This is a genomic window from Devosia sp. J20-27 (assembly GCF_055808595.1).
In genome coordinates this window covers 1028216-1052812 of the sequence record NZ_CM147875.1, presented here as the reverse complement: position 1 = coordinate 1052812, position 24597 = coordinate 1028216, and the positions used below count along the sequence as shown (strand labels likewise).

Sequence of the window (24597 nt, the reverse complement as noted above, 5' to 3'; positions counted from 1 at the left end):
ATACCCTCAACATGTCCTATAGAGCATTTCCGTTAAGGCAGCGGAAAGCATTTTGCCACTTGTGCATAGGTAGCGTGGTTTACGCGGAAGCTTAAGAACGCCCCCGAACCGCTACGGCACGAGGCGATAGCCCCCGTCTTCAGTGACCAGCAGGCGGGCATTGGAGGGGTCACGCTCGATCTTCTGGCGCAGCCGGTAGATGTGGGTTTCCAGCGTGTGGGTCGTCACCCGGTTATTATAGCCCCAGACTTCCTTGAGCAGCACATCACGGGTGATGGTCTTGGGCCCCTGCCGGTAGAGATACTTGAGGATCGAGGTTTCCTTGTCGGTCAGCCGCACCTTGTTGCCGTCGGTCGCCTCGAGCATCTTGGCGGCCGGCTGGAAGCTGTAGGGCCCGATGGTGAACACCACGTCCTCGCTCTGGTCGTGCTGGCGCAGGGCGGCGCGGATGCGCGCCAGCAGCACCGAAAACCGGAACGGCTTGGTCACATAGTCATTGGCGCCCGATTCGAGCCCGAGAATTTCGTCGGCGTCGCTGTCCTGGGCGGTCAGCATGATGATCGGGCTCTTGAAACCCTCGCGGCGCAGGATTTTCACCGCCTCGCGGCCATCCATGTCGGGCAGGCCGACATCGAGCAGCATCAGGTCGACATGGCCCTCGGCCACGCGCTCGAGCGCCTCGGCGGCAGTACCGCCTTCGGCCAGATCGAACTCGCGATATTGTGAAAGCTGGTCGACCAGCGTCTTGCGGAGCTCAGTATCGTCATCGACCAGAACTATGCGTCTCTTATTCATAGCAAAATCTCCGCCTTGGCTATCAGTTAAGTCGCGATGTCGGCGCCCACCAATCAAAACGGCGTGACAAGGAGAGTAACGTGATTTGACATTGCGGAGTTTCACGCTTCGTCCGGGATTTGCATTCCGCCCCGGAGCAGCAGGGTCGATCGCGCGCTAGGCGGTCGACAAATGGCTCGACCAGCGCACCGACGACTTGTGCGGCAAAGGCGAGAAACGGGTGACCGTGCGGGGCTCGTCGATCATCGAATGAATGGCCGTGCCGCCGATCGAGACGAAGTCCGCGTCACGGGCGGCTTGGGCCTGGCCGATGGTATTGACCCCAACGGCATGCGGCTCGAGGCCATAATTGCGAGCATACTGGACCAGCCCGCGCACCGGTTCGCGCATGTCCCGCAGGCTGACTAGTTCCGAGAAGTCGAAGGTCAGCCCGGCCAGCCGGGCAGACTGCAGAATCCGCGGCTGCGGCACGGCCAGCGACAGGTTCCACAGCAGCGTGCGCGTCGCCTGCCCCAGCATCCGGGTCACGCTGGCGAACTCCTCGGCCGTCGTTTCCCGTGGAACGGCCTGCAGTTCGAGCTGGATCAGGCGCTTGTAGCGCTCCGGCACCGCCGAGCACATCTTGATATAGTCGCTGCGCCAGCGCGGCTGGGTCATCGTCTGGAAGTGCAACGGGATGATCAGCGCGCCCTGCCGGCGGTCATTGGCGCCGTGCAGCACCTCGACGGCCTTGGCAAAGACCGCGAAGTCGAGACGCGCCGTGGCATCGCCCACGGCACCGGCGTCGAGGCTGTCTTCCTGTTGCGCCAGCGAGGCCGACTGCGTCGAAAACTCGAGGACGCAGCGATTGGCGCCGGTCCTGAGGCTGCGCGGCTCCCAGACCGGCTGAACAGCAATCGCGCCCCGCGCATCCAGGCCGCGGCCTCCGCCCGGGTGGAGGCCCGCTCCTCTTCCTCGATCTGCCGCAGCCCCTTGAGCGCTTCCGTCGCCGCATCGCCCCGCAGCATCACCTCGGTGACCGGCACGTCGCCCACGACATGATCGGTGGCGATCTGCCGGACCAGCGAGGGGATTTCGTTCTCCAGCGCCACTTGCAGCACATTGGCCACGCTTTCCGTGTGCCGCTGCGCGGCGTCCTTGTCGGGATCGGCATAACAGATCAGGACGGTTTCGCCGTCATACTGGGTGAAGTGGTCAGGCGGGGCGATCATCTGCTCCAGCACCCGCCGGGTCACGGCCATGATGTCGGCCTCGACCTGCGGCCAGTCCGTACCGATGGCGTGGCGCACCTCGCGCAACCCGACGATCGACACGGCGCCGGCCGTCAGCCGGTCCGTTCCGCTGGCGAGGCGACACGCGACCGCGGCCGGAACGGGCACGCCGGCCGGCGCGGAGGACGCGGCCGGCGGCAGGTCGAGATCATCGGGCAGGGTCAACAGCGAATAAAGCGATCTGACAATGGATTTGAGCATGATGCTGGTAGTCCGGTTGGCCCGGCACGACCGGGCAGACGAGGGGTCAGAGGTCCAATGCCCCCGCGTTGCCGCAGTTCCTGCCGCAGCCGGCAGAGTGATCAGCAGGGTTTACGACTGGTGAAGATGGCCCGGCAAAGGCCGCGATAGTCTAGGCGGCCTGGGCCTGTGTCAGCAGCTGTGGCGCGCCGAAGACCGCGCGGTCCCGCGCCCGGAACAGCAGATCGACCATGCTGGTCGACACCTGGGCGCCCCTGGCGACCGGCTCGACCGGATCGAAAGCCGTCACCACGTGCTCGACCCGGATTCGCCCCGGCAGGCCGGGGACGCGCTGCGCCAGCGCCGCCGCGAGCGCATGGCACATCATCAGGGTCCGCAAGTCGGCGACGGCCCGGTTGGCCGAGCCGAAGCACAGAAGGAAGTTATTGCTGTCGTGCTGGATGAAGAAATCGGGCGGCGCTGCCATCTGTTCGAGCACCGCCTCGGTGGCCATGACGGTGAGCAGCTTGAAGTCGCGATAGTTGCCGCCCAGCGCCTCCAGCCGCGATCCGGGCCAGACGATGGTGACGAGGCCGGCCACGAGCTTGCCATGCTGGCGTTGACGCGTGCGGGCCAGCTCGATGAAACGGGCGCGAAACGCCGCTTCCGGGCCGCTGTGATCGACTGAAGCCTGGCGGGCGAGCGCAGCATCGAGCTCCGACACGATCGATGCGTCGGGAGCGCTCCAGAGATGGGCGAATTGATCAACCAGATCGTGCAGCATCCAGACCTCGCTCGGATCAACGCCGCCAGCGGGGCTGACGGCGCGAGACCAGCACGAAGCCTCCGGGTTTCCGGGGGCGAGGGCAAGCCCGCTCTGCTGCCGGAGTTTTCAGCGCGTTAACGCAATTGCGAAAACCGCACCGACTCCCGAGGTCGCGATATCCTATGCCGCCATAGGACCGTTCTAGACGGAGGCCTTCAGGCGGACGCGTCGACAGCCTTCGGGCGGCTGCCGAACAGCGCGCTGCCGACCCGCACATGGGTGGCGCCCATGGCGACCGCCGTTTCGAAATCGCCGCTCATCCCCATCGAGAGGTTGGCCACCCCCGCTTCGCGCCCGAGGCTCGCCAGATGCGCGAAAAAGCCGCCCGGCGGCACCCCGTCGGGCGGAATGCACATCAGCCCCGCCACCTCGAGCTTGTGCACCTCGCGGCAGCGCTGCACGAACGCCACGGCCTCGTCGGGTGCGATTCCGGCCTTTTGCGGCTCAAGCCCGATATTGACCTGCACATAGACCGGCAGCGACTTGCCGGCGCGGTCGAATTCGGCGCGCAGCACGGTCGCCAGTTTCTCCCGGTCGAGGGTCTGGATGACATCGAACAGCGCCACTGCCTCGCGTGCCTTGTTGGTTTGCAGCGGGCCGATCAGATGCAATTCTATGCCGTCATAAGAGCCCCGCAATCCGGGCCATTTGGCCTTGGCCTCCTGCACCCGGTTCTCGCCGAACAGCCGCTGGCCGGCGTCGAGGAACGGCACGATCTCCTCGGCCGAAAAGGTCTTGCTGACGGCAATCAGTTCGACCGTGTCGGGCGGCGGTCCGAAGCGGCGGCGGGCGCGCTCGATCCGTGTCCGGATGATGTCGAGCCGCTCGGCGGCATTGGCGGCGTGTTCGCTCATGCCTGCGACCTGCCCTCTACCTGTTGACCACTATTGGCTTTTCTGATGATGGTCCGCTATCCAAAATCCCCCGGAAACGCAATCGTCTGCGTCGTGAGAGAGCCGAAGTGACCAGGACTATCGAGCGCTATAACCCGCGCGTTGAAGAACCCCGCTGGCAGAAGCAGTGGGATGAACGCCAGAGCTTCGTCGTCAGGGACGACGACAGCCGCGAGCGCTACTACGTCCTCGAGATGTTCCCGTACCCGTCGGGACGCATCCATATGGGCCACGTGCGCAACTATACGCTCGGCGACGTGGTCGCCCGCTTCCAGCGCGCCATGGGCAAGAACGTGCTCCATCCCATGGGCTGGGATGCCTTCGGACTGCCGGCCGAGAACGCTGCCATCGAGCGCGGCATGAACCCCGGCAGTTGGACGCGCCAGAACATCAGCGCGATGAAATCCCAGCTCAAGTCGATGGGTCTGTCGATCGACTGGACCCGCGAGGTCGCCACCTGCGAGCCGGACTATTACCGCCACCAGCAGGCGATGTTCATCGACATGCTGCAGGCCGGGCTGATCACGCGCAAGAAATCCAAGGTGAACTGGGACCCGGTGGACATGACCGTGCTCGCCAACGAGCAGGTCATTGACGGCAAGGGCTGGCGCTCCGGTGCGCCGGTGGAGCAGCGCGAGCTGACGCAATGGTTCTTCAAGATCTCGGACTATGCCGAGGAACTGCTGGAAGCCATCAACGGGCTGACCCACTGGCCGGAAAAAGTGCGCACCATGCAGCGCAACTGGATCGGCAAGTCGGAAGGCCTGCGGCTGCGCTTCGAGCTTTTGCCCAATGCGGCGGACGTCAGCAGCATCGAAGTGTTCACCACCCGGCCTGACACGATTTTCGGCGCCTCGTTCATCGCCCTGTCACCCGACCACCCGCTGACCACGGCGCTGGCCGAAGGCGATGCCGAACTGGCCGAGTTCGTGGCCGAGTGCCACCATATCGGCACGGCCACGGAGGCTATCGAAACGGCCGAAAAGCGTGGCTATCGCACCGGGCTGACCGTGAAGCACCCCGTGCTCAAAGGGGAAACGCTGCCGGTCTATGTCGCCAATTTCGTGCTGATGGACTATGGCACCGGTGCCATTTTCGGCTGCCCGGCGCATGACCAGCGCGACCTCGATTTCGCCCGCAAATACGACCTGCCGGTCAAGCCGGTGGTGCTGCCGTCGGACGCCGACGCCGGCAGTTTTGCCGTGGCCGATACCGCCTTCACGGACGCCGGCACCATCTTCAATTCCGGCTTCCTCGATGGCCTCTCGATCGATGACGCCAAGGCAGCAGCGGCGCGCCATTTTGCCGACAGGAAGGTCGACGGCCAGCCGCAGGGACAGATCGAGGTCAACTATCGCCTGCGCGACTGGGGCCTGTCGCGGCAGCGCTACTGGGGCTGCCCGATCCCGGTGATCCATTGCGAGGTCTGCGGCACGCTGCCGGTGCCCAAGAAGGATCTGCCGGTGGTGTTGCCCGCCGACGCGACGTTCGACAAGCCCGGCAATGCGCTCGATCACCATCCGACCTGGAAGCATGTACACTGTCCGCAGTGCGGCGCCTCGGCCCGGCGCGAAACCGACACCATGGATACCTTCGTGGATTCGTCCTGGTACTTTGCGCGTTTCACGGCCCCGCACGCCGAGACGCCGACCATCCCGGCCGTCGCCGATGCCTGGCTGCCGGTGGACCAGTATATCGGCGGTGTCGAACACGCCATTCTGCACCTGCTCTACTCGCGCTTCTTCACGCGCGCCATGAAGGCAACCGGCCATGTCGGGCTCGATGAGCCATTCAAGGGCATGTTCACCCAGGGCATGGTCACGCACGAGACCTACAAATCCGGGGACGGCCGCTGGCTCTCTCCCGAGGAAGTCCGCTTCGAGACCGTCGCCGGCGAGCGCCGCGCCTTTGACATCGCGACGAACCAGCCGGTGCATATCGGACCGGTGGAGAAGATCTCCAAATCCAAGCGTAACGGCACCGACCCCGACGATATCCTCAAGGTCTACGGCGCCGACGCGGCCCGCTGGTTCATCCTCTCGGATTCGCCGCCGGAACGGGATGTCGAATGGACCGAATCCGGGGTCGAGGGCGCCGGCCGGTTCCAGCAGCGCATCTGGAAGCTGGTGCAGGACACGATCGGCCTCTCCGAGGGCGGGTTCTCGGGCGACAGCACGGCCGGCATCGAGGATCTGCGCAAGATCGCCCACCGCGCCGTCGCCAATGTCGCCAACGATATCGAGAGCATCCGCTTCAACCGCGCCGTTGCCCAGATCTACGAGCTGACCAATACGCTCGCCAGGTTCGTGCAGGGCGTCGAGGGCGGCGTATCTGCCGCCCAGTTTGACGCGCTCAGGGACGGTGTCGAGCGGCTGGTGCAACTTGTCGCCCCGATGATGCCGCATCTGGCCGAAACCTGCTGGGATGCGCTGGGCCAGCCCGGCATGGTTGCCGACGCGCCCTGGCCCACGGTGGACCAGTCGCTGCTGGTCGATTCGGCCGTTACCCTGGCCGTGCAGGTCAACGGCAAGCGTCGTGGCGAGATCACCATGCCGGTCGGCGCAGCCAAGGATCTGGTCGAGAAAGAGGCCTTGTCTCTGGAGGCGGTTGCCCGCATGCTGGAGGGCAAGACGCCGAGGAAGATCATCATTGTCCCGGACAGGATCGTTAATGTCGTCATTTAGCGCGTTCGCGCGCAAGGGCTTGGTTTTACTCGTGCTTTCCGGCGTCGTGGGACTGGCCGGCTGCTCGTCCTTTCGCCCGGTCTATGGCGAAAACGGCATTGCCAGCGAGCGCATGGAGCTGAGCTACGCCAAGCCGGCGTCCCGCCTCGACCAGATCGTCTACCAGGAATTCGTGCTGCGCTTCGGCCGCTCGCTGAGCCCGAACGCGCCGCGCCTCAGCGTGTCCACCACCAGTTCGAGCCGCGCCCTGACCACCACCAGCGTCACCAAGCCGGCCACCCAATATGCCACGACCGTCACGGCCACGGCCGTGTTGACCACCTCGGACGGTCGCCAGGTCTTTGCCGGTTCGCGCAATGCCACGGCACAGTATGAGACCGTCGGCCAGGTGCTGGCTGACACCGAAGCTGCCAACGAAGCCAGCGAACGCGCCGCCAAGGCAGTCGCAGAGGCCCTGCGCCTCGCCATTCTCGGCGCCCTGGCGACCCCAGCCCAGGGCCAATGACGGCGCTGAAGGCCCACGAGGTCGAGCGTTTTCTGCTGCGGCCCGACATTGCCGAGGGCGTTTTCCTCGTCTATGGCCCCGACGCCGGGCTGGTGCGTGAGAGCGCCCATCGCCTGACCCGGCAGTTCGCCGGCAGCGACCCGGGATCGATGAACCTGATGACGCTGGAGGGCAGCGAACTCGATGCCGACCCCGGCCGTCTCGCCGTGGAAGCGAGGACCGCGTCGCTGTTTGGCGAAAAGCGCGTGCTGCGCATCCGCAATGCCGGCAAGTCGCTGGTCATGGTGCTGACCGAACTGCTCGATGATCCGGGCGGCGCAGCCGTGGTGCTGGAGGCCGGCAACCTCGCCCCCAAGGACGCGCTGCGCGCTTTGGTCGAAGGCAAGAAGCTCGGCCGCGCCCTGCCCTGCTATCCGGACAGCGACGAGACCCTGATCAAGCTCATCAACGAAACATTCTCCAAGGCCGGCATCCGTGCCGAGGCCGATGTGGCGACGACCCTGCGCGAAAATCTCGGCAATGATCGCGAAGTCACACGGCGCGAACTGGAGAAACTTGTTCTATTTTCGGCCCATTCCAAGGTGCTGACGCGCAATGATGTTCTCGTATTATGCGCTGACAACGCTGCCATGGCGCTCGACGAAGTCATTGACGCCATCGGCACCGGACACGCGGCGCGGCTCGAGGAGGCCCTGGCGCGCGCCATTGCCGCCGCCATCAATCCGCAGCAACTGCTCGGCGCCACGCAACTGCATTTCGCCACGCTGCGACGCTGGCGGGCGGAGGTCGATCTCGGAAAATCGCCGCGCGATGTGCTCGATGGCGCCCGGCCACGTCCGCATTTCTCCCGCAAGGCATCGCTGGAGCAGCAATTGCGCCTCTGGTCCGATGACGCCATTGGCGCGGCGGCCGAACGGCTGCACCTGGCCACCGCCGATTCGCGCAAGCGCTACGCCCTGCAGGACATGATCGTCCGCCGGGCTCTGCTGGCTGTGTGCATGATGGCCGCCGAGCGGTAGCCATGCCGAACCCACCGCTCCGTCATGCCTCATGGTGAGCGTGTCGAACCAAGAGGCTACGCAGAGGACCCGAACTCGTCCTTCGACAGGCTCAGGATGAGGTCTGCAAGGCACCGGGAAAGCAATGTTTCCCGTGAAACATCAGCGGCTTAATTGCTGTATCCGGTGAGCTTGAGGCAGATGCCGTCGAGCTGTTCCAGCGTCCGGTAGCGAATCTCGAGCTTGCCGCCATTGTCATTGTGGTTGATGGCGACCGACAGCCCAAGCACGTCTGACAGGCGCTTTTCCAGCGCCACGGTGTCGGCGTCTCGCTCCGGCGCGCCACGGGATGGCGACTTCTTCTCCGGCGCCAGCCGCTGCTGGCTCAAGACTTCCGCCTCGCGCACCGAGAGACCGCCATTGACGATCTCGCGCGCCAGATGCGCCGGATCGTCGGCCGTGATCAGCGTCCGGGCGTGCCCGGCGGTCAGTTCGCCGCGCGCCAGCATGTCCCGCACATCCTGCGGAAGCTTCAGCAATCGCAAGGTGTTAGCCACATGTGAGCGGCTCTTTCCGATCACCTGCGCCAGGTCCTGCTGGGTATAGTCGAACTGCTCGATCAGCTGTCCGTAACCCTGCGCCTCTTCAAGCGGGTTGAGGTCGACACGCTGTACGTTCTCGATGATGGCGAGCTCGAGCGCTTCCTTGTCGTCGACATCGCGCACGATCACCGGCACGTCGTGCAGACCTGCTCGTTGCGCCGCCCGCCAGCGGCGCTCGCCGGCAATGATCTCGAAAATGTTCGGATCTTCGGTGGGGCGCACCAGCAACGGCTGCATCACGCCCTTTTCCCGGATGGAGCTGGTCAGTTCATCCAGCTGGCCGGGATCGAAGTCGCGGCGCGGATTGGCGCGGTTGGCAATAACGAACTCCACCGGCAGACGCTTGCTGCCGGCGCTGTTGTCGGCCATCCGCGCCCCTTCGATCGGCGTCATGTCGCCGATGAGTGCTGCGAGGCCGCGTCCGAGGCGGGAGGGTTTCTCGTTCATATTCATATCCTTATGCCGCCGCCAGCCGCCGTTCCCGGCGGATCACTTCGGTTGCAAGCCGCAGATAGGCCTGGCTCCCGGCGCATTTGAGATCATAGAGCAGTGCCGGCTTGCCGTAGGACGGCGCTTCGCTGAGCCGCACATTGCGCGGGATCACCGTATCATAAACCAGGTCGCCCATTTCGCTGCGCACGTCGGCCAGCACTTGCTCGCTGAGATTATTGCGCTTGTCGAACATCGTCATCACCACGCCCTGGATGGAGAGGCGCGGATTGAGCGTGGTGCGGATGCCTTCGATGGTCTGCAGCAGCTGACTGAGACCCTCGAGCGCAAAAAACTCGCATTGCAACGGCACCAGAACGGCGTCGGCCGCTACCAGCGAGTTGATGGTCAGAAGGTTGAGTGACGGCGGGCAGTCGATCAGCACATAGGTGACCGGCCGCTCGTTGATGCGGAGGTTGTCGATGGCCTTGAGCGCCTCGCGCAACCGGAACGCCCGGTCCGCCTGCTGCGCAATGGTCAGCTCGACACCGAGCAAATCCAGCGTCGACGGGACAATGGCCACGTTCGGCACGCTGGTCATGATCGACGCCTGCGCAATATTGGCCTCGCCGATCAGCAGGTCGTAGCTCGAGACGTCACGCGAAGCGCGATCGATGCCAAGACCGGTCGAGGCGTTGCCCTGCGGGTCGAGGTCGATGATCAGCACGCGCTCGCCGATCGCTGCGAGAGCGGTCGCGAGGTTGATTGCAGTGGTGGTCTTGCCCACCCCGCCCTTTTGATTGGCGAGAGTAAGGATGCGAGGAGCCAAAGCCGGCCTCCCGTTGGTTTGCCGCTAACTACCTGTTTTTCAAACTCAAATTCTTGAGCTCTAGAAGCACGCCCTGAGGGTCTGTGTCGCTGACTGTTAGTACCACGTCATGGTGCCAGACCGCACCCGATTCCACCAGTTCTTCAACATGTTCCCGTCCTTTGTGAAAAATTGCCCGGGTTGTGGGCCCAAAGAACGGCGCCGCCATGGCGCAAAGCTGCGGCAGCGACGCCAGGGCGCGCGACGTAATGACGTCGGGCACGCCTGTTTCACGTGAATCAATGTCTTCGGTGCGCTTGTCGATGACCGTGACGGGCAATGCGAGCTCGCGAGCTACCGTCCTGAGAAAGCTTACCTTTCGGCCATTCGGCTCTACCAGCACGAAGCAGCGGTCAGAGCTCTTCGAACCGATGGCCATGGGGATGGCGGGCAATCCGCCGCCACTGCCCAGGTCGAGAATCAGGTTATCTGCGGGCGATAGCAGTTTCAGAGCCTGCAGGCTGTCCGCCAGGTGGCGGCGCCATACATCGGCCAGTGTTTCACGTGAAACAAGATTCTGCACCTTCTGCCATTTGGTCAGCAGCGCAGAAAAGGATTCCAGATCCTGTGCTACGGCATCGATGGGCCGAGACAAATGATCCGCATAGGCGGCTGCTACCGCCAGGGCCTGCGTTCCGGCCATCAGCTCGCCTTGCGCAGGCTTCCGCGCCGGATCACTGACAGCAAGAGCGTCACCGCCGCCGGGGTCACCCCGTCGATTGCCTGTGCCTGTGCCAAGGTAGCGGGCCGATGCGCTTCCAGTTTCTGTCGCACTTCCATCGACAAGCCGGGAATGGCGGCATAGTCGAGCCAGGCCGGGATTTCCCGCTGTTCATCCCGGCGCACGGCGTCGATATCGGCCTTCTGCCGGTCGAGATAGACTGCGTACTGCGCGTCAATCGTCAATTGTTGCAGGATGGCTGCGGGAATGCTGTCCACCTCCGGCCAAAGGCGGGCCACATCAGCTGGTGTGACATCCGGATAGGACAGAATGTCGAAGGCGGAGCGAGCGTTCCCGTCGGCATTGACCGCAATGCCGGCCTTGCGCGCCGCGGTCGGGCTGGTCACCAGCCGATTCAGCAAGGCACGGCCACTCTCGAGAGCCGCACGCTTTTCATTAAACAATTCAGTGCGTTGGGGCCGCACGAGGCCGTGCGCGATCCCCAGCGTGGTCAATCGCTGGTCCGCATTGTCCGACCGCAGATGCAGCCGGAACTCGGCGCGCGAGGTGAACATGCGATAGGGCTCGCTGACGCCTCTGGTCACCAGATCGTCCACCATTACTCCCAGATAGCTCTCGGTGCGGGACAGGATGATCGGGGCTTGGCCTTGCGCCGCCAGACCAGCATTGGCACCGGCCAGCAGCCCCTGGGCGCCCGCCTCCTCATAGCCGGTGGTGCCGTTGATCTGGCCCGCCAGATACAGCCCGGGCAGGCGCTTCAGTTCCAGCGAGGCCCTAAGTTCCCTCGGATCGACATAGTCATACTCGATGGCGTAGCCCGGGCGGACGATTTCGACATTGCCCAGACCCGGCATCGATTTGAGGAATGTTTCCTGAACCTCTGCGGGAAGAGATGTCGACAGGCCATTGGGATAAATGGTTGAATCGTCGAGGCCTTCCGGCTCCAGGAAGATCTGGTGGCTGTCCCGGTCGGCAAAACGGACGATCTTGTCCTCGATCGACGGGCAGTAGCGCGGGCCGCGACTCTGGATGCGGCCGGAATACATGGCGGAGCGATGGATATTGGCCGCAATGATCCGGTGCGTCTCGGCGGTGGTGCGCGTGATAAAGCAGCTCACCTGCGGCGTCGTGATGGCCGAAGTCAGCATGGAGAACGGCTCGGGCACATCGTCGCCCGGCTGCTCCTCAAGCACGCTGAAATCAATGGTCTTGCCGTTGAGACGCGCCGGTGTACCGGTCTTCAGGCGGCCAAGCTGCAGGCCGAGTGCTTCGAGCCGCGTCGAGAGGCCGAGCACCGGCTTTTCGCCGACACGGCCGGCCGGCACCGTCTCCTCGCCACGGTGGATCAGACCGCGCAGGAAGGTGCCGGTGGTCAGGACCACGGCCTTGGCGGTGATACGGCGGCCATCGAGCAGTACCACGCCGGCAACGTGACCATCGGTGACGATCAGGTCATCGACCTCGCCTTCGACCACTTCGAGGTTCGGCTGCGCCTGGATGGCCGCCTGCATAGCCTCGCGATAGAGCTTGCGGTCGGCCTGGGCCCGCGGACCACGCACGGCCGGGCCCTTGCGGCGGTTGAGGACGCGAAACTGGATGCCGGCGGCGTCAGCGACGCGGCCCATCAACCCGTCCAGAGCGTCGATCTCGCGCACCAGGTGACCCTTGCCGAGCCCGCCAATGGCCGGATTGCAGCTCATCTCGCCGATGGTTGTGAATTTGTGGGTCACCAGCGCGGTTGGCACACCAAGGCGCGCCGCGGCCGCCGCCGCTTCGCTGCCCGCATGGCCACCGCCGACAATGATGACACCGAAATCGGTCATGTCCGGTCCGTGTTTCACGTGAATCAGCCGAGGGAACTATCGCGCCGGCTCGGAAGAACCGCGCTATACTACTTCCCGATGCAGAAGGCCAGAAAGAGTCGATCCAGCACCGATTCGGCATCCATCCGGCCGAGCAGCCGTTCCAGCGCCTGCGAGGCCTGGCGCAAGCCTTCTGCGGCCAGTTCCTCATCGCCAAGGTCCCGCACGGCGCGGCCGACGGCCTCCGCCGCCTGCTCCAGCGCCAGCCGGTCGCGCTCGCGGCTGACGAGAGGTGCTTCCGCCGACGTGATGCGTGACTCTGCTGCGCTGCGAATTCGTTCCAGCAATTCGGCGACACCCTGCCCCGTCACGCTGGAGACCGCATCAGGTGCGCCTCCCACAAGGTCAGCCTTGGTCCGCACGACCCAGGCGCCCTCCGGAATCATGTTATCTAGAATGATGTCGCTGACGGGCAAGAGCCACAGCACCAGATCGGCGCCCGCAATGGCCGCCCGCGCGCGCCGCACACCTTCAGCCTCGGCCTTGCTGTCAGTGTCACGGAGTCCAGCCATATCGGTGAGGATGACCAACTGCCCGCCAAGATCCAGCGGCACCTCCTTGAGGTCGCGCGTGGTGCCAGCCTCGTCGGTGACGATAGCAACGTCCGACTTGGCCAGGGCGTTCAGCAGGCTTGATTTCCCGGCGTTGGGCCGGCCCGCCAGAGCCACGCGAAAGCCCTCGCGAACGATCCGCCCCTCGGTGACAGATTGTGCCGCCGCACGAAATTCCTGCTGCAGCGCCCGTAGGGCTACATGCAGCGACTCAGGAATATCTGCATCGACATCTCCTTCGTCGGAGAAATCCAGTCGCACCTCGACTTCAGCCCGGGCGTCGAGCAGCCGGTTGCGCCAGCTCTCCAGTTGCCGCGACAACACGCCGCCGGCCCGCGCCAGGGCCTGCCGTCGCTGCCCTTCGGTTTCGGCTTTCAGCAGATCGCCGAGGCCTTCGACTTCGGTCAGATCGAGCTTGCCGTTCTCGAAGGCCCGACGGGTGAACTCGCCGGCTTCCGCCAGCCGGGTCTTGGGGAATCGTGTTATCTCGCGCAGAATGGTCCGCACGCTGGCGGGCGACCCGTGCACCTGGAGCTCAAGGCAGTCCTCGCCGGTAAAACTTTGCGGTCCGGGCATCCAGGCCACCAGCCCGTGGTCAAGGACTTCACCACCGAGGCGAATATCGGCCAGGGTCAGGCGGCGAGGCCGCAGCGCGCCGGGCAGCAGCAGCTGCGCCAGAGGCCTGCAGCCCGGGCCCGACAGGCGAATGATCGCCACCCCGGATGGCAGCGCGCCAGACGACAGGGCAACGATCGTATCGCCGACGCGCAAGGCGTTAGGTGTTCATCGAGTCGAAGAAATCCGAATTGGTCTTGGTCTGGCGAATCTTGTCCATGAGGAACTCCATCGCGTCGACCGTCCCCATCGGATTTAGGATCCGGCGCAGCACGTACATCTTGCGCAGGATATCGGGCTCGACCAGCAGTTCTTCCTTTCGGGTGCCAGACTTGGTGACGTCCATCGCCGGGAAGATGCGCTTGTCAGAGACCTTGCGGTCGAGGACAATTTCCGAGTTACCGGTGCCCTTGAACTCTTCGAAGATGACTTCGTCCATGCGGCTGCCGGTATCGATCAGTGCCGTCGAGATGATGGTCAGCGAGCCGCCATCCTCGATATTGCGGGCGGCGCCGAAGAAGCGTTTCGGGCGCTGCAGCGCATTGGCGTCCACACCGCCGGTCAGCACCTTGCCCGAGCTGGGCACCACGGTGTTGTAGGCCCGGCCGAGGCGGGTGATGGAATCGAGCAGGATCACCACGTCGCGCTTGTGTTCGACCAGCCGCTTGGCTTTTTCGATCACCATCTCGGCGACCTGGACGTGGCGCGAGGCCGGCTCGTCGAAAGTCGAGGAAATCACCTCGCCCTTCACCGAACGCTGCATGTCGGTGACTTCCTCGGGGCGCTCGTCGATGAGCAGCACGATGAGGTAGCACTCGGGGTGATTGATCGCGATCGACTGTGCGATATTCTGCAACAGCACGGTCTTGCCGGTACGCGGCGGGGCAACAATCAGGGCACGCTGGCCCTTGCCGAGCGGCGCCACCAGGTCCATGACCCGGGCGCTCTTGTCCTTGTTGGTGGGATCGGGCAGTTCCAGCTTCAGCCGCTCATCGGGATAGAGCGGCGTCAGATTGTCGAAATTGACCTTGTGGCGCACATTCTCGGGGTTCTCGAAATTGATCGTCGAGACCTTGAGCAGCGCGAAATAGCGTTCGCCTTCCTTGGGAGAGCGAATCTCGCCCTCGACCGTATCGCCGGTGCGCAGCGAGAAGCGGCGGATCTGGCTGGGCGATACGTAGATATCGTCCGGGCCGGGCAGGTAGTTGGCGTCGGGTGAGCGCAGGAAGCCGAAGCCGTCCGGCAGCACTTCCACCACGCCTTCGCCCGTGATCTCGACTTCGCGCGCCGCCAGCTCCTTGAGGATCGCGAACATCAACTCCTGCTTGCGCATGGTCGAGGCGTTTTCGACCTCGTACTCTTCGGCAAAAACCAGAAGTTCGGCCGGGGATTTGGCCTTGAGCTCACTGAGCTTCATATTTTCCATGCGGGAAACCCTTTGGGGAATCGAAAGGCAAGTCGGTGGGGAGTTGCACCACTTCAGCGTCGGGGAGACACCGGTAAGCGCTGGCGCGATGGGCACTGCATAGCGTGAACCCGTGCCATATTCAAGTTTGAACGCAATTGCGCTGAAACAACCGCTCTCGACCGGCGCAATCAGAACGGCTTGACGATGACCGCGATGACGATGCCGATGCCGAGGACAAAGGGAATCTCGTTGATCAGCCGGTAGAATTTATCCGTCCGGACGTTGCGATCATTGGCGAAATCGCGCTGCAGCCGGCCATAGAAACCGTGTACGCCGGTGAGCGCGATCACCAGCAGCGCCTTCAGCCACATCCAGCCCTGCGAAAAATCGACGATGCCGAAACCGAACGCCAGCCACAGCCCGAAGACCCAGGTGGCCAGCATCGCGGGGGTGGTGATTCCCCGATAGAGCCGGCGCTCCATCACCTTGAACGTCTCGGACTTGTCCGACCCGGCCTCGGCGCCGGCGTGGTAGACGAAAAGCCGCGGCAGGTACATCAGGCCCGCCATCCAGGCGAGCACCGAAATCACGTGCAAGGCCTTGACCCATTCCATCGCCTAGACCCCCTTGACCGTCGCCACCAGCAGCTCGACATGCTCGATCGGCGTTTCCGGCACAATGCCATGTCCCAGATTGAAGATATGCGGCCGGCCGGCGAAGGCCGCGATGATCTCCTCGGCCCGCCGCTCCATCTGCGCCCCGCCCGCCACCAGTCGCAGCGGATCGAGATTGCCCTGCACGCCGAGCGTCTTGGGTAGCATCGAATCGGCAAAGCCGAGCGGCGTGGCGTAGTCGAGCCCGACGACATTCACTTTCGTCGCCTCGGCATATTTCGCAATCATCCCGGCGGCCCCACGCGGAAAGCCGATGATCGGGGCATCGGGGATCTCTTTGCGAACGCCTTCGACAATCCGGCGATTGGGTTCGATCACCTGGCCGGCAAACGCCACCTCGTCGAGATTGAGGGCCCAGCTCTCGAACAGCTGTACCACATCGGCGCCGGCGCGGAACTGCGCCACCAGGTAGCGCACACTGGCCTCCACGAGGATATCCATGAGCTGCGCAAAGGCCTCGGGATGGCGCAGGGCAAACAGCCGCGCGGCGGCCTGATCCGGCGAACCCCGTCCGCCGATCATGTAGGTGGCCACCGTCCAGGGTGAGCCGCAAAAGCCGATCAGCGTCTTGTCGGCGGCCAGGTTCGACCGGATGCGTCCGAGTGTTTCCAGTACCGGGCTCAGGCGGTCGAGAAAGCCATCCGGATCAAGCTTCCCCAGCCCTTCCGGATCAATCGGCTCCAGCCTTGGTCCCTCCCCGATCTCGAAGGTTACCTTCTGGCCAAGTGCATCGGGAATGACGAGGATGTCGGAAAAGAGGATTGCCGCGTCGAGATCGAAGCGTCGCAGCGGCTGCAGCGTCACTTCCGTCGCCAATGCAGGGTTGTAGCAGAGCTCGAGGAAGCTGCCGGCCTTCTCGCGCACGGCGCGATACTCTGGCAGATAGCGCCCGGCCTGGCGCATGATCCAGACGGGCGGACGCTCCTGGCGTTCCCCCAGGACTGTTCTCAAAAGCGGTTTTGCCGCAGGCACGGTGCTCACAGTCGGGTTCCAGAGAAAGAGTTCTAGATTCTTAATCATTATTATCATGGCGGTGTTTTGCATGAATTCCGGTTTGCCCACAATCGCGGCCCGTCGCGGCATGGGGGCGCAGCGGGTCGGTTAACAAGCTGTTAACGCCGCATCGGGATTTGCAGCGGCACTCTCCGGACTCGCCGGGCGTTGTTGAGGTTTGTGGGCGGTCCTATGGTGAATGAACTGTTAACGCGGCTGTGGACAGACGCTGTCGCTGTGCACAGGCGTTTCCCCAGAGATGTTCTTAACACTCTGTTAACCGTCACCCGGGGCCAGGCTGGGGATGAAATTCGTCTCAGCAGGGATAACTCGCTTCCCGGCACTCCGCTGACCGCTCCGACCCCGGCGGGGCTTGAGCCAGCAAGGACAGTGTGGAAAACGATGGCACATGCTGATCCTTGCAAGCACCAGCGCTGCACGAAAGGCCCTGCTTGCTGGGGCCGGTTTGCGTTTCGAGTCGAGTCCAGCCCAAATCGACGAGCGCGCCGAAGAGGCCGCTGCCCTGGGGAAAGGTCCCGCGGCGGTGGCCGAGCATCTGGCGAGCGCAAAAGCCCTTGCCATCTCCCGACAGCGACCCGGCGCAATCGTCATCGGCGGCGATCAGGTGCTGTCGCTGGGGCCCGAACTGTTTCACAAGCCGGCTGACCTGGCTGCCGCACGCCAGCAGCTGGACCGGCTGCGCGGCAATGCCCATCGCCTGACGGCAGGCCTCGCTCTCGTCCGCGACGGCGTGGTCTTATGGTCCCATACCTCCGTAGCCGAGCTGACCATGCGGGCTTTTTCCGATGCCGAACGCGATGCGGTGCTGGCCGAGGAAGGCGATGCGGTGCTCGGCTCGGTTGGTGCCTACCGGCTAGAGGGGCCATCCATCCGGCTGTTCGAGCGCATCGATGGCGACTATTTCACCATTCTCGGCCTGCCCTTGCTACCACTGCTCGACGCGCTGCGCCGCCATGCGCCAGATACCCTAGAGGGATTCACGTGAAACGCGCCTTTGTCATCGGCCACCCGATCAAGCATTCCCGCTCGCCGCTCATCCATGGCACCTGGCTGGAGGCCTACGGCATCGACGGCCGCTACGAGGCCATCGACGTTGCCTCTGCCGAACTGCCGGCGCTGTTCACCCGGCTGCGCAGCGGCGAGTTCGCCGGCGGCAATGTCACCATTCCGCACAAGGAGGCCGTGTTCGACCTTTGCGACAGCATCGATCCGCTGGCCCAGACCATCGGCGCGGTCAATACGCTGGTCGCCGCGGATGGCAAGGTGCACGGCAGCAATACCGACTTCATGGGCTTTCTGGGCAATCTCGACCAGAACGCCCCGGGCTGGAGCGAAGGCCTCGACACCGCCATCGTGCTGGGCGCCGGTGGCGCGGCGCGCGCAGTGCTGGTGGCGCTGCAGCATCGGGGGCTGAAGACCATCCACGTCCTCAACCGCACCCCCGAAAAGGCCGAGGCGCTGGCGAAGGAACTGGGCGGCCCGTTCGTTCCCGGTGCCATTGCAGACTGCCTGGCGCTGGCCCCTTCGGCGGGCCTTCTCGTCAACACCACCTCGGTGGGCATGCAGTCCTCGCGCTTCGAGACGCTGCCCATCGAGTTGCTGCCACCCACGGCGATCGTCACCGATATCGTCTATGTGCCGCTGGTGACCCCGCTGCTCGCCGATGCCCGGGCCCTCGGCCTCCGCACGGTCGACGGCCTGGGCATGCTGCTGCACCAGGCGGTACCGGGCTTTGAAGCCTGGTTCGGGGTGCGACCCGAGGTGACGCCGGAACTGCGGGCCAGGATCGAGGCGACGCTCTGATGCTGAAAGTCGGGCTCACCGGTTCCATCGCCACCGGAAAATCCACGGTGCTGCAGTTCCTCGCCGACGAGGGCATCCCGACCTTTTCCTCCGATGCGGCCGTGCATGAACTCTATGCCGGCGCTGCCGTGGCGCCGGTGGATGCGCTGTTTCCGGGCGTTGGTGCCTCTGGTGTCATCGACCGGACCGAACTCAGCCGCCGCCTGCTGGCCGCACCCGACAAGCTGCAGGCGCTCGAGGCCGTGGTGCACCCCATGGTGCGCCGGCGCATCGCCGAGTTCCTCGAGCAAGCCGCAACGGCCGGTGCGGAGATCGCTGTCGTCGATATCCCGCTGCTCTTTGAAGGCGGTCACGACTGGGGGCTCGACCGGGTCATCGTCACCGTGGTCAATGCGGCCGAACAGCAACGCCGGGCGCTGGCGCGCCCGGGGATGACGGTGGAAAAGCTGCAGGCGATTCTTGCCCGGCAGCTGCCACAGGCCGAAAAGGAACGCCGTGCCGACGCCATCATCGACACGTCGAAACCCCTGGCGCAGACGCGTGAGGATGTGCGGGCGCTCGTGCGCGAGCTGCGAAATTCTGCTAAGGGACGGTGATGAATCGCGAGATCGTTCTCGATACCGAAACCACCGGACTGTCGCCGGCGACGGGCGATCGCATTGTCGAGATCGGCTGCGTCGAGCTGATCAATCACATTCCCACCGGCAGGCACCTGCACCTCTATCTCAACCCCGAGCGCTCGATGCCCGAGGAGGCCTTCCGCGTGCACGGGCTGTCCGAGGAATTCCTGCGCGACAAGCCGAAATTCATTGAATCGGCCGGGGCCTTTGTCGACTTCATCGAAGACTCGCCACTGGTCATCCACAATGCGCCCTTCGACATGGGCTTTCTCAATGCCGAACTCGAACGGATCCGCCGGCCCAGCCTGAGCAATCGGGTGATCGATACGGTGATGGTGGCGCGCGAACGCCATCCCGGCGCCCGCGTCAGTCTCGACGCGCTCTGCAAGCACTACGGCATCGATAACTCGCGCCGCACCCTGCACGGCGCCCTGCTCGACGCCGAAATCCTTGCCGAGGTCTATCTCGAGCTGATCGGCGGCCGCCAGGTCGGCCTGGCGCTGGTCGAGGAAACCCGCCATATCGCTATCGAGATCACGCCCACACCGGCCCGGCCGCGTCCGGTGCCACTGGCGTCCCGCCTGACCGAGGCCGAGCGCGATGCGCACGCGGCCCTCGTTGGCAAGATGGGCGACAGTGCCCTCTGGGCCTATTACGCCGAGACGTCGGACGCCGCCGAATAGGCGTGAATCACGTTATCCAGAAATGCAAAGGGCGGCCGAAGCCGCCCGGAAAGCTGCGCTGAATCGCGTTATGCGGTCAGTTCGGCTTGTCGCTCGGGGCTGCATCGCCATTGCTGCCGGCGAGATTGGCCGCGTTCTGCTGGTAGAGGCGCATGAAGTCCACCGGCTCCACCATCAGCGGCGCGAAGCCGCCCTGCTGGGTGACATTGGCCAGTACCTGGCGGGCGAACGGGAAGATCAGCCGCGGGCCTTCAACCATCAGCAGCAGCGGCAGCTGCGCTTCGGGAACGTTCTTGACCCGGAACACGCCGCCATAGACCAGCTCGACATTGAACAGCACGACCTTTTCGCGCTCGGCCTTGGCGTTCATGGTGATCTCGACCGCATAGATCTCGTCGGCCTGCTTCTTGACGCCCACCGAGATATTGAGGCCGGCCGGGCCACCGCCGCCGCCCTGCAGCATCGAACCGGGCGCGCCCGGATTCTCGAAGCTCAGATCGCGGATGTACTGACCCACCAGAGTGAAGCTCGGTGCGGTCTGAGCGCCAGCCGGGGCGGTCGCTGTTTCGTCGGCCATGGAACGTCCTCTTTCGTTTTCGGTCCGCTGGCTAACATTTTCAGGGGGGCTGGACAAGCCAAGCCCCGGCATTAGCGCGGGCGCCAGTGGTCGTCGTCGAGGTCGATGGTGCCAGGCTCGTCCGGCGGCGGCGAACGCGTCTGGGCGGCAAAGCCGCTCATCGACACCACCTGGATGCGGTTCTTGAAGAAGCTGTAGACGGCAGCCCGCGTCGGCGGCAGCAGCAGCAGGATACCGATGAGGTCGGAAAAATACCCCGGCAGCAGCAGCATCAGCCCGCCCGCGCCGATCATCGCCGCGTCGGCCATCGAGCGGGCCGGCACCTCGCCGCGCGACATCTGGCTGCGGATGGTGTTGAAGACCGCCATGCCCTGGTAGCGCAGCACCAGCGAGCCGACGATTGCCGTCACCAGCACGCCCGCCAGCGTCGGCCACAGCCCGATGGCGTTGCCGATCAAAACGAAGAAAGCGATCTCGATCAGCGGCACGATCATGAACACCAGGAACAGGATGCGTCCAAAACCCATACGTCTCTCCCTTGCCCCCATTGTCGTTGCGACAAAATCTCCACCAATCGTGAACTGGTTTCGAGGTGAGGCTTTCCCTATATATAGGAAACCGCCCAGCGCTTTCGAGGCGCTTCCAGATCCTGAACCGGTGCAAATGACCTATGGACGAATTTTTCGACATTCCCACCCTCATCGTCATCGGTCTCGCGATCTTTGTGCTGTATCGGCTGCGCTCGGTGCTCGGCACCCGGACCGGTACGGAACGACCGCCGGCCGAACGGCAGCGTGACGCGGCCAAGGCGCCGAAATCTGATGATGATACGGTGGTGCAGATGCGCCCGCGTCAGGTCGACCCCGCCGACGACGACGGCGAGCGCCGGGCCCGCAAGCTCGCCACCGAGGTCGAGCAGATGTCGCATGGCGACGCCGGTATCGCCGAGGGACTCAAGGCCATCGCCGCGGCCGATCCGAGCTTCGGCCCCAAGGTTTTCGTCGAGGGCGCCAAGCAGGCCTACGAGATGATCGTCACCGCCTTTGCCCAGGACGACCGCCAGACACTCAAGAACCTGCTCGAAAAGGACGTCTATGACGGCTTCGAGCGTGCCATCAAGGATCGCGAGGCCGCTGGCCACAGTGTCGATTTTACCTTTGTCGGCCTGCCCAAGGTGGAGATCACCGACGCCGAACTCGACAAGCGCAACGCCAATGTGACTATCCATTTCGACGCCGAAGTGGTGCAGGCGACGCGTAACAAGGACGGCGAACTGATCGAAGGCAATGCCGACCAGGTCCAGACCATTTCGGACGAGTGGACCTTTGCCCGCAATCCGAAGTCGCGCGACCCCAACTGGAAGCTGGTCGCCACCAATCAGCTCGCCTGATCGACGGCCCGGGCCCGGAAGGCAGATGGTTCGATGGCCAGACGGGACAAGCCAGCGCTGCCGGATTGGCACCTCTGGGCCGAAGTGGCCCAGACCGTCAGTCCGCTGCAGCGCACCCTGAGGCGCCAGCGGCTGCAACTGTCGGCCGAGGCGCTGCCCCTCCCCCGGACCCCGCCGCCGCCCCGGCACAAGCCGGTCAAGCTGCCGCCCGCCATGCCCAGCTACCAGCCGAGCGGCAAGCCGGGACGCGCCGCCAATCAGGCGATCGAACCCAAGCTCAAGCGCAAGCTGACCCGCGGCCATATCGAGATCGACGGCACGCTCGACCTGCATGGCATGCGCCAGGTCGAGGCCCACGCGGCGCTCAGCCGCTTCGTTCATGCTCGCGTGGCACGCGGCGACCGCACCCTGCTGGTGATCACCGGCAAGGGCCTCAAGAAAGTCGACGGCGACGCCAGTGTCATTGTCGAGCGCGGCGTGCTGCGCTCCATGCTGCCCATTTGGCTGAGTGAGCCGGCGCTGGCGCCGCTGATCGCCGGCTGGGATGTGGCTGCCCAGGGGCACGGCGGCGAAGGCGCCTGGTATGTGCGGCTGCGCCGTTCGGAGCGCCGCTGATGACCCCGCTTGGCGCCAGACTGCGAGCCCTGCGCGAGGAGCGCGGCGTGTCGCTCAAGGACATGGCCAAGGCGCTCCGCGTCTCCAGCGCCTATCTGTCGGCGCTCGAGCACGGCCGTCGCGGCAAGCCGACCTGGATCCTGTTGCAGCGCATCATCACCTATTTCAATGTCATCTGGGACGAGGCCGAGGACCTGCAGCGGCTGGCGGAGATCAGCGACCCCAAGGTGACGGTGGATACCGGCGGCATGTCGCCCGAAGCAACCGAACTGGCCAACCGGCTGGCCCGGGACATCGGCCGGCTGGCCCCGGAAGATCTGAAATTTCTGAGCAACGAGGTCGCTCGCCGGCTTCGATAGAATTATTTGAGGGAGACTATATTGAAGACCGCATTGATCGTCTGGGGCGGACTGGAACTGCATCAGCCGGAGGCCGGCGCCAAAATCGTCGGCACCATGCTGGAAAAGGCCGGTTTCGCCGTCACCATCAGTGGCGATGCCGAAGACCTCGGCCGTGCCGATATCGAGAGCTTTGACCTCGTGGTGCCACAGGTCACCGGCGGCGAGCTCTCCCGCGACGCCTCGATCCGCCTCTCGTCAGCCATCGAGAAGGGCACCGGACTGGCCGCCTTTCACCACGGCATGGCCACCAGCTTTCCCGGCAATGCGCGGTTCCGCTTCCTTGCCGGCTGCACCTTTGCCACCCATCCGGGCGACATCATCACCTATCGGGTCGACCCGCTGAAGACCGACGATCCGGTCATGGCCGGCATTTCCAGCTTCGAGCACACCTCCGAACAGTATTTCATGCATGTCGACCCCTCGGTCGAGGTGTTGGCCACCACCACCTTTTCCGGCGAGCACGCCTACTGGAAGAAGGGCGTGCGGATGCCCGTCGTGTACAAGAGCGTCTTTGGCGCCGGCCGGGTGTTCTACACGGCCCTGGGCCACGTCCCGGCCGAACTCGACAAGCCGGAAATCGCCACCATCCTGGCCCGCGGCCTCATGTGGGCCGCCAGATGATCGCGACCCGCCCGATCGGCAGCACCGGTCTCGAACTCACCCGCATCGGCTTTGGCGGCGCGCCGATCGGCGATCTGCGTCAGGCCCCCTCGCATGCCGATGCTGCCCGGCTCCTGCAGGGCGCCTGGGACGCCGGCATCCGCTATTTCGACACGGCGCCCTTCTACGGCAGCGGCATGTCCGAGCACCGCATCGGCGACTTTCTCCGTGACAAGCCGCGCGACGACTACGTGCTCTCCACCAAGGTCGGCCGGCTGCTGGTACCGGACCGCGACTGGGCCGTGCAGCGCTTCGGCACGCCTGCCGCCATGCCGTTCCGGCCCGTCTTCGACTTCACCTATGAGGGGGTGATAAAAAGCTTCGCGCAGTCGCTGCAGCGGCTCGGGCTCGAGCGCATCGATATCCTCCTGTTGCACGACCTGGGGCGGATGTCGCAGCGCGACAATTACGACGCCACCCTCGCCCAGGCCCTCGGTGGCGGCATCCGCGCCCTGCAGGAACTGCGTGCCACGGGTGTGGTCAGGGCCATCGGCGCCGGCGTCAACGAATGGCCGATCCTCGACCTGCTGATGGATCACGGGCGCTGGGACGTGTTCCTGCTGGCCAATCGCTACACGCTGCTCGACCAGGCCGTGCTCGACCATCTCCTGCCGCGCTGCGCGCGCGAGGGGGTCGCCATCGTCGCCGGCGCCCCGCTCAACACCGGCATCCTGTTGACCGGCCCGGTGCCCGGCGCCTCCTTCGACTATGCGCCGGCCAGCGAGGAGATTCTCGAAAAGACCCGCCGGATCGAGGCGGTCTGCAGGCGTCATGATGTGCCGCTCCTGCGGGCGGCGCTGAATTTTCCGCTTGGCCACCCGCAGGTCGCGGCCATGTTGCCTGGCCTGTCGCAACTCGAGCACATGCATCAGAACCTGGCCCACCTGCAGGCCGATATCCCGCCCGCCCTCTGGTCGGACCTGCGCGACGCCGGCCTCATCCACCCCGCCGCTCCCGCCCCTGCCTCCCCGGCGCTGCCGCGCTGAAAGGA

Annotated in this window: 27 protein-coding genes; 12 read left to right on the top strand and 15 right to left on the bottom strand. The window is 64.7% G+C overall.

The genetic code is table 11. The annotated features are described in order from the left end of the window. Positions 1-111: 111 nt before the first annotated feature. The 5 genes from AC0L4C_RS05155 to AC0L4C_RS05135 form a co-directional block, all read right to left on the bottom strand. The gene (locus tag AC0L4C_RS05155) at positions 112-795 is read right to left on the bottom strand and encodes a response regulator transcription factor (RefSeq protein WP_473402535.1); all 684 of its coding nucleotides are present in this window, start codon (positions 793-795) and stop codon (positions 112-114) included. 156 nt (positions 796-951) lie between these two features. Next, a complete protein-coding gene (locus AC0L4C_RS05150) occupies positions 952-1569 on the bottom strand; it encodes a hypothetical protein (RefSeq protein ID WP_473402534.1) in 618 nt (205 codons plus the stop codon). Continuing rightward, positions 1476-2267, bottom strand: a complete 792-nt coding sequence (locus AC0L4C_RS05145) for a hypothetical protein (RefSeq protein ID WP_473402532.1) — start codon at positions 2265-2267, stop codon at positions 1476-1478. The genes AC0L4C_RS05150 and AC0L4C_RS05145 overlap by 94 nt, the downstream gene beginning before the upstream one ends. Positions 2268-2418: 151 nt before the next feature. Further along, positions 2419-3030, bottom strand: a complete 612-nt coding sequence (locus tag AC0L4C_RS05140) for a hypothetical protein (protein WP_473402531.1) — start codon at positions 3028-3030, stop codon at positions 2419-2421. 197 nt (positions 3031-3227) lie between these two features. Then, on the bottom strand, positions 3228-3926 hold the full coding sequence (locus tag AC0L4C_RS05135) for a YggS family pyridoxal phosphate-dependent enzyme (RefSeq protein ID WP_473402530.1): 699 nt from the start codon (positions 3924-3926) through the stop codon (positions 3228-3230). 107 nt (positions 3927-4033) lie between these two features. On the opposite strand from AC0L4C_RS05135, the gene leuS reads away from it, so the two are divergent. Genes leuS through holA form a run of 3 tightly spaced genes read left to right on the top strand, consistent with a single transcriptional unit; the run spans position 4034 to position 8173 of the window. Beyond that, positions 4034-6649 carry a leucine--tRNA ligase gene (leuS, locus tag AC0L4C_RS05130; RefSeq protein ID WP_473402528.1) on the top strand — a complete coding sequence of 872 codons (2616 nt, stop codon included), beginning with the start codon at positions 4034-4036 and terminating at the stop codon, positions 6647-6649. Positions 6650-6680: 31 nt separating this feature from the next. Next, positions 6681-7154: a hypothetical protein gene (locus tag AC0L4C_RS05125; RefSeq protein WP_473402527.1), complete on the top strand. Its 474-nt coding sequence runs from the start codon at positions 6681-6683 to the stop codon at positions 7152-7154. After that, on the top strand, positions 7151-8173 hold the full coding sequence (gene holA / locus AC0L4C_RS05120; RefSeq protein ID WP_473402526.1) for a DNA polymerase III subunit delta: 1023 nt from the start codon (positions 7151-7153) through the stop codon (positions 8171-8173). The genes AC0L4C_RS05125 and holA overlap by 4 nt, the downstream gene beginning before the upstream one ends. Positions 8174-8322: 149 nt before the next feature. On the opposite strand, the gene AC0L4C_RS05115 is transcribed toward holA, so the two are convergent. The 8 genes from AC0L4C_RS05115 to hemE form a co-directional block, all read right to left on the bottom strand. Continuing rightward, positions 8323-9201, bottom strand: a complete 879-nt coding sequence (locus tag AC0L4C_RS05115) for a ParB/RepB/Spo0J family partition protein (protein WP_473402524.1) — start codon at positions 9199-9201, stop codon at positions 8323-8325. Positions 9202-9211: 10 nt separating this feature from the next. Next, entirely contained in the window at positions 9212-10012 is an 801-nt protein-coding gene (locus AC0L4C_RS05110) for a ParA family protein (protein ID WP_473402523.1), read from the bottom strand. Positions 10013-10040: 28 nt separating this feature from the next. After that, entirely contained in the window at positions 10041-10694 is a 654-nt protein-coding gene (rsmG, locus tag AC0L4C_RS05105; protein ID WP_473402521.1) for a 16S rRNA (guanine(527)-N(7))-methyltransferase RsmG, read from the bottom strand. Further along, positions 10694-12556, bottom strand: a complete 1863-nt coding sequence (mnmG, locus tag AC0L4C_RS05100; protein ID WP_473402520.1) for a tRNA uridine-5-carboxymethylaminomethyl(34) synthesis enzyme MnmG — start codon at positions 12554-12556, stop codon at positions 10694-10696. The genes rsmG and mnmG overlap by 1 nt, the downstream gene beginning before the upstream one ends. Positions 12557-12624: 68 nt before the next feature. Further along, complete coding sequence (gene mnmE / locus AC0L4C_RS05095) at positions 12625-13917, bottom strand: tRNA uridine-5-carboxymethylaminomethyl(34) synthesis GTPase MnmE (RefSeq protein WP_473402518.1); 1293 nt, start codon at positions 13915-13917, stop codon at positions 12625-12627. Between the two features lie 4 nt (positions 13918-13921). Further along, positions 13922-15187, bottom strand: coding sequence for a transcription termination factor Rho (gene rho, locus AC0L4C_RS05090; RefSeq protein WP_473402517.1), 1266 nt, complete (start codon positions 15185-15187; stop codon positions 13922-13924). A 170-nt stretch (positions 15188-15357) separates the two neighbouring features. After that, on the bottom strand, positions 15358-15783 hold the full coding sequence (gene hemJ, locus AC0L4C_RS05085; RefSeq protein WP_473402516.1) for a protoporphyrinogen oxidase HemJ: 426 nt from the start codon (positions 15781-15783) through the stop codon (positions 15358-15360). A 3-nt stretch (positions 15784-15786) separates the two neighbouring features. After that, on the bottom strand, positions 15787-16863 hold the full coding sequence (hemE, locus tag AC0L4C_RS05080) for a uroporphyrinogen decarboxylase (RefSeq protein WP_473402514.1): 1077 nt from the start codon (positions 16861-16863) through the stop codon (positions 15787-15789). 382 nt (positions 16864-17245) lie between these two features. Here hemE and AC0L4C_RS05075 point away from each other — a divergent pair, with 382 nt between their 5' ends. The 4 genes from AC0L4C_RS05075 to dnaQ are packed head-to-tail and all read left to right on the top strand — an operon-like array spanning position 17246 to position 19963. Next, a complete protein-coding gene (locus AC0L4C_RS05075; protein WP_473402513.1) occupies positions 17246-17842 on the top strand; it encodes a Maf family protein in 597 nt (198 codons plus the stop codon). Continuing rightward, on the top strand, positions 17839-18660 hold the full coding sequence (locus AC0L4C_RS05070) for a shikimate dehydrogenase (RefSeq protein WP_473402511.1): 822 nt from the start codon (positions 17839-17841) through the stop codon (positions 18658-18660). Before AC0L4C_RS05075 ends, AC0L4C_RS05070 begins: the two co-directional genes overlap by 4 nt. Beyond that, on the top strand, positions 18660-19256 hold the full coding sequence (coaE, locus tag AC0L4C_RS05065) for a dephospho-CoA kinase (RefSeq protein ID WP_473402510.1): 597 nt from the start codon (positions 18660-18662) through the stop codon (positions 19254-19256). Before AC0L4C_RS05070 ends, coaE begins: the two co-directional genes overlap by 1 nt. Beyond that, positions 19256-19963, top strand: a complete 708-nt coding sequence (gene dnaQ / locus AC0L4C_RS05060; protein ID WP_473402508.1) for a DNA polymerase III subunit epsilon — start codon at positions 19256-19258, stop codon at positions 19961-19963. Before coaE ends, dnaQ begins: the two co-directional genes overlap by 1 nt. 76 nt (positions 19964-20039) lie before the next feature. On the opposite strand, the gene secB is transcribed toward dnaQ, so the two are convergent. Further along, positions 20040-20540, bottom strand: coding sequence for a protein-export chaperone SecB (gene secB / locus AC0L4C_RS05055; RefSeq protein WP_473402507.1), 501 nt, complete (start codon positions 20538-20540; stop codon positions 20040-20042). A 71-nt stretch (positions 20541-20611) separates the two neighbouring features. After that, positions 20612-21067: an FxsA family protein gene (locus AC0L4C_RS05050; protein WP_473402506.1), complete on the bottom strand. Its 456-nt coding sequence runs from the start codon at positions 21065-21067 to the stop codon at positions 20612-20614. A gap of 143 nt (positions 21068-21210) precedes the next feature. Between AC0L4C_RS05050 and AC0L4C_RS05045 the strand changes: the two genes are divergently transcribed. The 5 genes from AC0L4C_RS05045 to AC0L4C_RS05025 are packed head-to-tail and all read left to right on the top strand — an operon-like array spanning position 21211 to position 24592. Then, a complete protein-coding gene (locus tag AC0L4C_RS05045; protein WP_473402505.1) occupies positions 21211-21930 on the top strand; it encodes a Tim44/TimA family putative adaptor protein in 720 nt (239 codons plus the stop codon). A 33-nt stretch (positions 21931-21963) separates the two neighbouring features. Next, the gene (locus AC0L4C_RS05040) at positions 21964-22545 is read left to right on the top strand and encodes a Smr/MutS family protein (protein WP_473402503.1); all 582 of its coding nucleotides are present in this window, start codon (positions 21964-21966) and stop codon (positions 22543-22545) included. Continuing rightward, positions 22545-22904, top strand: a complete 360-nt coding sequence (locus tag AC0L4C_RS05035; RefSeq protein ID WP_473402502.1) for a helix-turn-helix domain-containing protein — start codon at positions 22545-22547, stop codon at positions 22902-22904. The genes AC0L4C_RS05040 and AC0L4C_RS05035 overlap by 1 nt, the downstream gene beginning before the upstream one ends. A gap of 21 nt (positions 22905-22925) precedes the next feature. Beyond that, positions 22926-23567 (top strand): ThuA domain-containing protein, encoded by a 642-nt coding sequence (locus AC0L4C_RS05030; RefSeq protein WP_473402500.1) that lies wholly within the window; start codon positions 22926-22928, stop codon positions 23565-23567. After that, a complete protein-coding gene (locus tag AC0L4C_RS05025; protein WP_473402499.1) occupies positions 23564-24592 on the top strand; it encodes an aldo/keto reductase in 1029 nt (342 codons plus the stop codon). The genes AC0L4C_RS05030 and AC0L4C_RS05025 overlap by 4 nt, the downstream gene beginning before the upstream one ends. Positions 24593-24597: the final 5 nt, after the last annotated feature.

Bases quoted from the DNA above. Each gene is read 5' to 3' on its own strand.
- AC0L4C_RS05155 (WP_473402535.1), bottom strand. From the start codon at position 795: ATGAATAAGAGACGCATAGTTCTGGTCGATGACGATACTGAGCTCCGC.
- AC0L4C_RS05145 (WP_473402532.1), bottom strand. From the start codon at position 2,267: ATGCTCAAATCCATTGTCAGATCGCTTTATTCGCTGTTGACCCTGCCC.
- AC0L4C_RS05140 (WP_473402531.1), bottom strand. From the start codon at position 3,030: ATGCTGCACGATCTGGTTGATCAATTCGCCCATCTCTGGAGCGCTCCC.
- AC0L4C_RS05135 (WP_473402530.1), bottom strand. From the start codon at position 3,926: ATGAGCGAACACGCCGCCAATGCCGCCGAGCGGCTCGACATCATCCGG.
- holA (WP_473402526.1), top strand. From the start codon at position 7,151: ATGACGGCGCTGAAGGCCCACGAGGTCGAGCGTTTTCTGCTGCGGCCC.
- AC0L4C_RS05115 (WP_473402524.1), bottom strand. From the start codon at position 9,201: ATGAACGAGAAACCCTCCCGCCTCGGACGCGGCCTCGCAGCACTCATC.
- rsmG (WP_473402521.1), bottom strand. From the start codon at position 10,694: ATGGCCGGAACGCAGGCCCTGGCGGTAGCAGCCGCCTATGCGGATCAT.
- mnmG (WP_473402520.1), bottom strand. From the start codon at position 12,556: ATGACCGATTTCGGTGTCATCATTGTCGGCGGTGGCCATGCGGGCAGC.
- rho (WP_473402517.1), bottom strand. From the start codon at position 15,187: ATGGAAAATATGAAGCTCAGTGAGCTCAAGGCCAAATCCCCGGCCGAA.
- hemJ (WP_473402516.1), bottom strand. From the start codon at position 15,783: ATGGAATGGGTCAAGGCCTTGCACGTGATTTCGGTGCTCGCCTGGATG.
- hemE (WP_473402514.1), bottom strand. From the start codon at position 16,863: ATGATTAAGAATCTAGAACTCTTTCTCTGGAACCCGACTGTGAGCACC.
- AC0L4C_RS05075 (WP_473402513.1), top strand. From the start codon at position 17,246: ATGCTGATCCTTGCAAGCACCAGCGCTGCACGAAAGGCCCTGCTTGCT.
- coaE (WP_473402510.1), top strand. From the start codon at position 18,660: ATGCTGAAAGTCGGGCTCACCGGTTCCATCGCCACCGGAAAATCCACG.
- dnaQ (WP_473402508.1), top strand. From the start codon at position 19,256: ATGAATCGCGAGATCGTTCTCGATACCGAAACCACCGGACTGTCGCCG.
- secB (WP_473402507.1), bottom strand. From the start codon at position 20,540: ATGGCCGACGAAACAGCGACCGCCCCGGCTGGCGCTCAGACCGCACCG.
- AC0L4C_RS05050 (WP_473402506.1), bottom strand. From the start codon at position 21,067: ATGGGTTTTGGACGCATCCTGTTCCTGGTGTTCATGATCGTGCCGCTG.
- AC0L4C_RS05045 (WP_473402505.1), top strand. From the start codon at position 21,211: ATGGACGAATTTTTCGACATTCCCACCCTCATCGTCATCGGTCTCGCG.
- AC0L4C_RS05040 (WP_473402503.1), top strand. From the start codon at position 21,964: ATGGCCAGACGGGACAAGCCAGCGCTGCCGGATTGGCACCTCTGGGCC.
- AC0L4C_RS05035 (WP_473402502.1), top strand. From the start codon at position 22,545: ATGACCCCGCTTGGCGCCAGACTGCGAGCCCTGCGCGAGGAGCGCGGC.
- AC0L4C_RS05025 (WP_473402499.1), top strand. From the start codon at position 23,564: ATGATCGCGACCCGCCCGATCGGCAGCACCGGTCTCGAACTCACCCGC.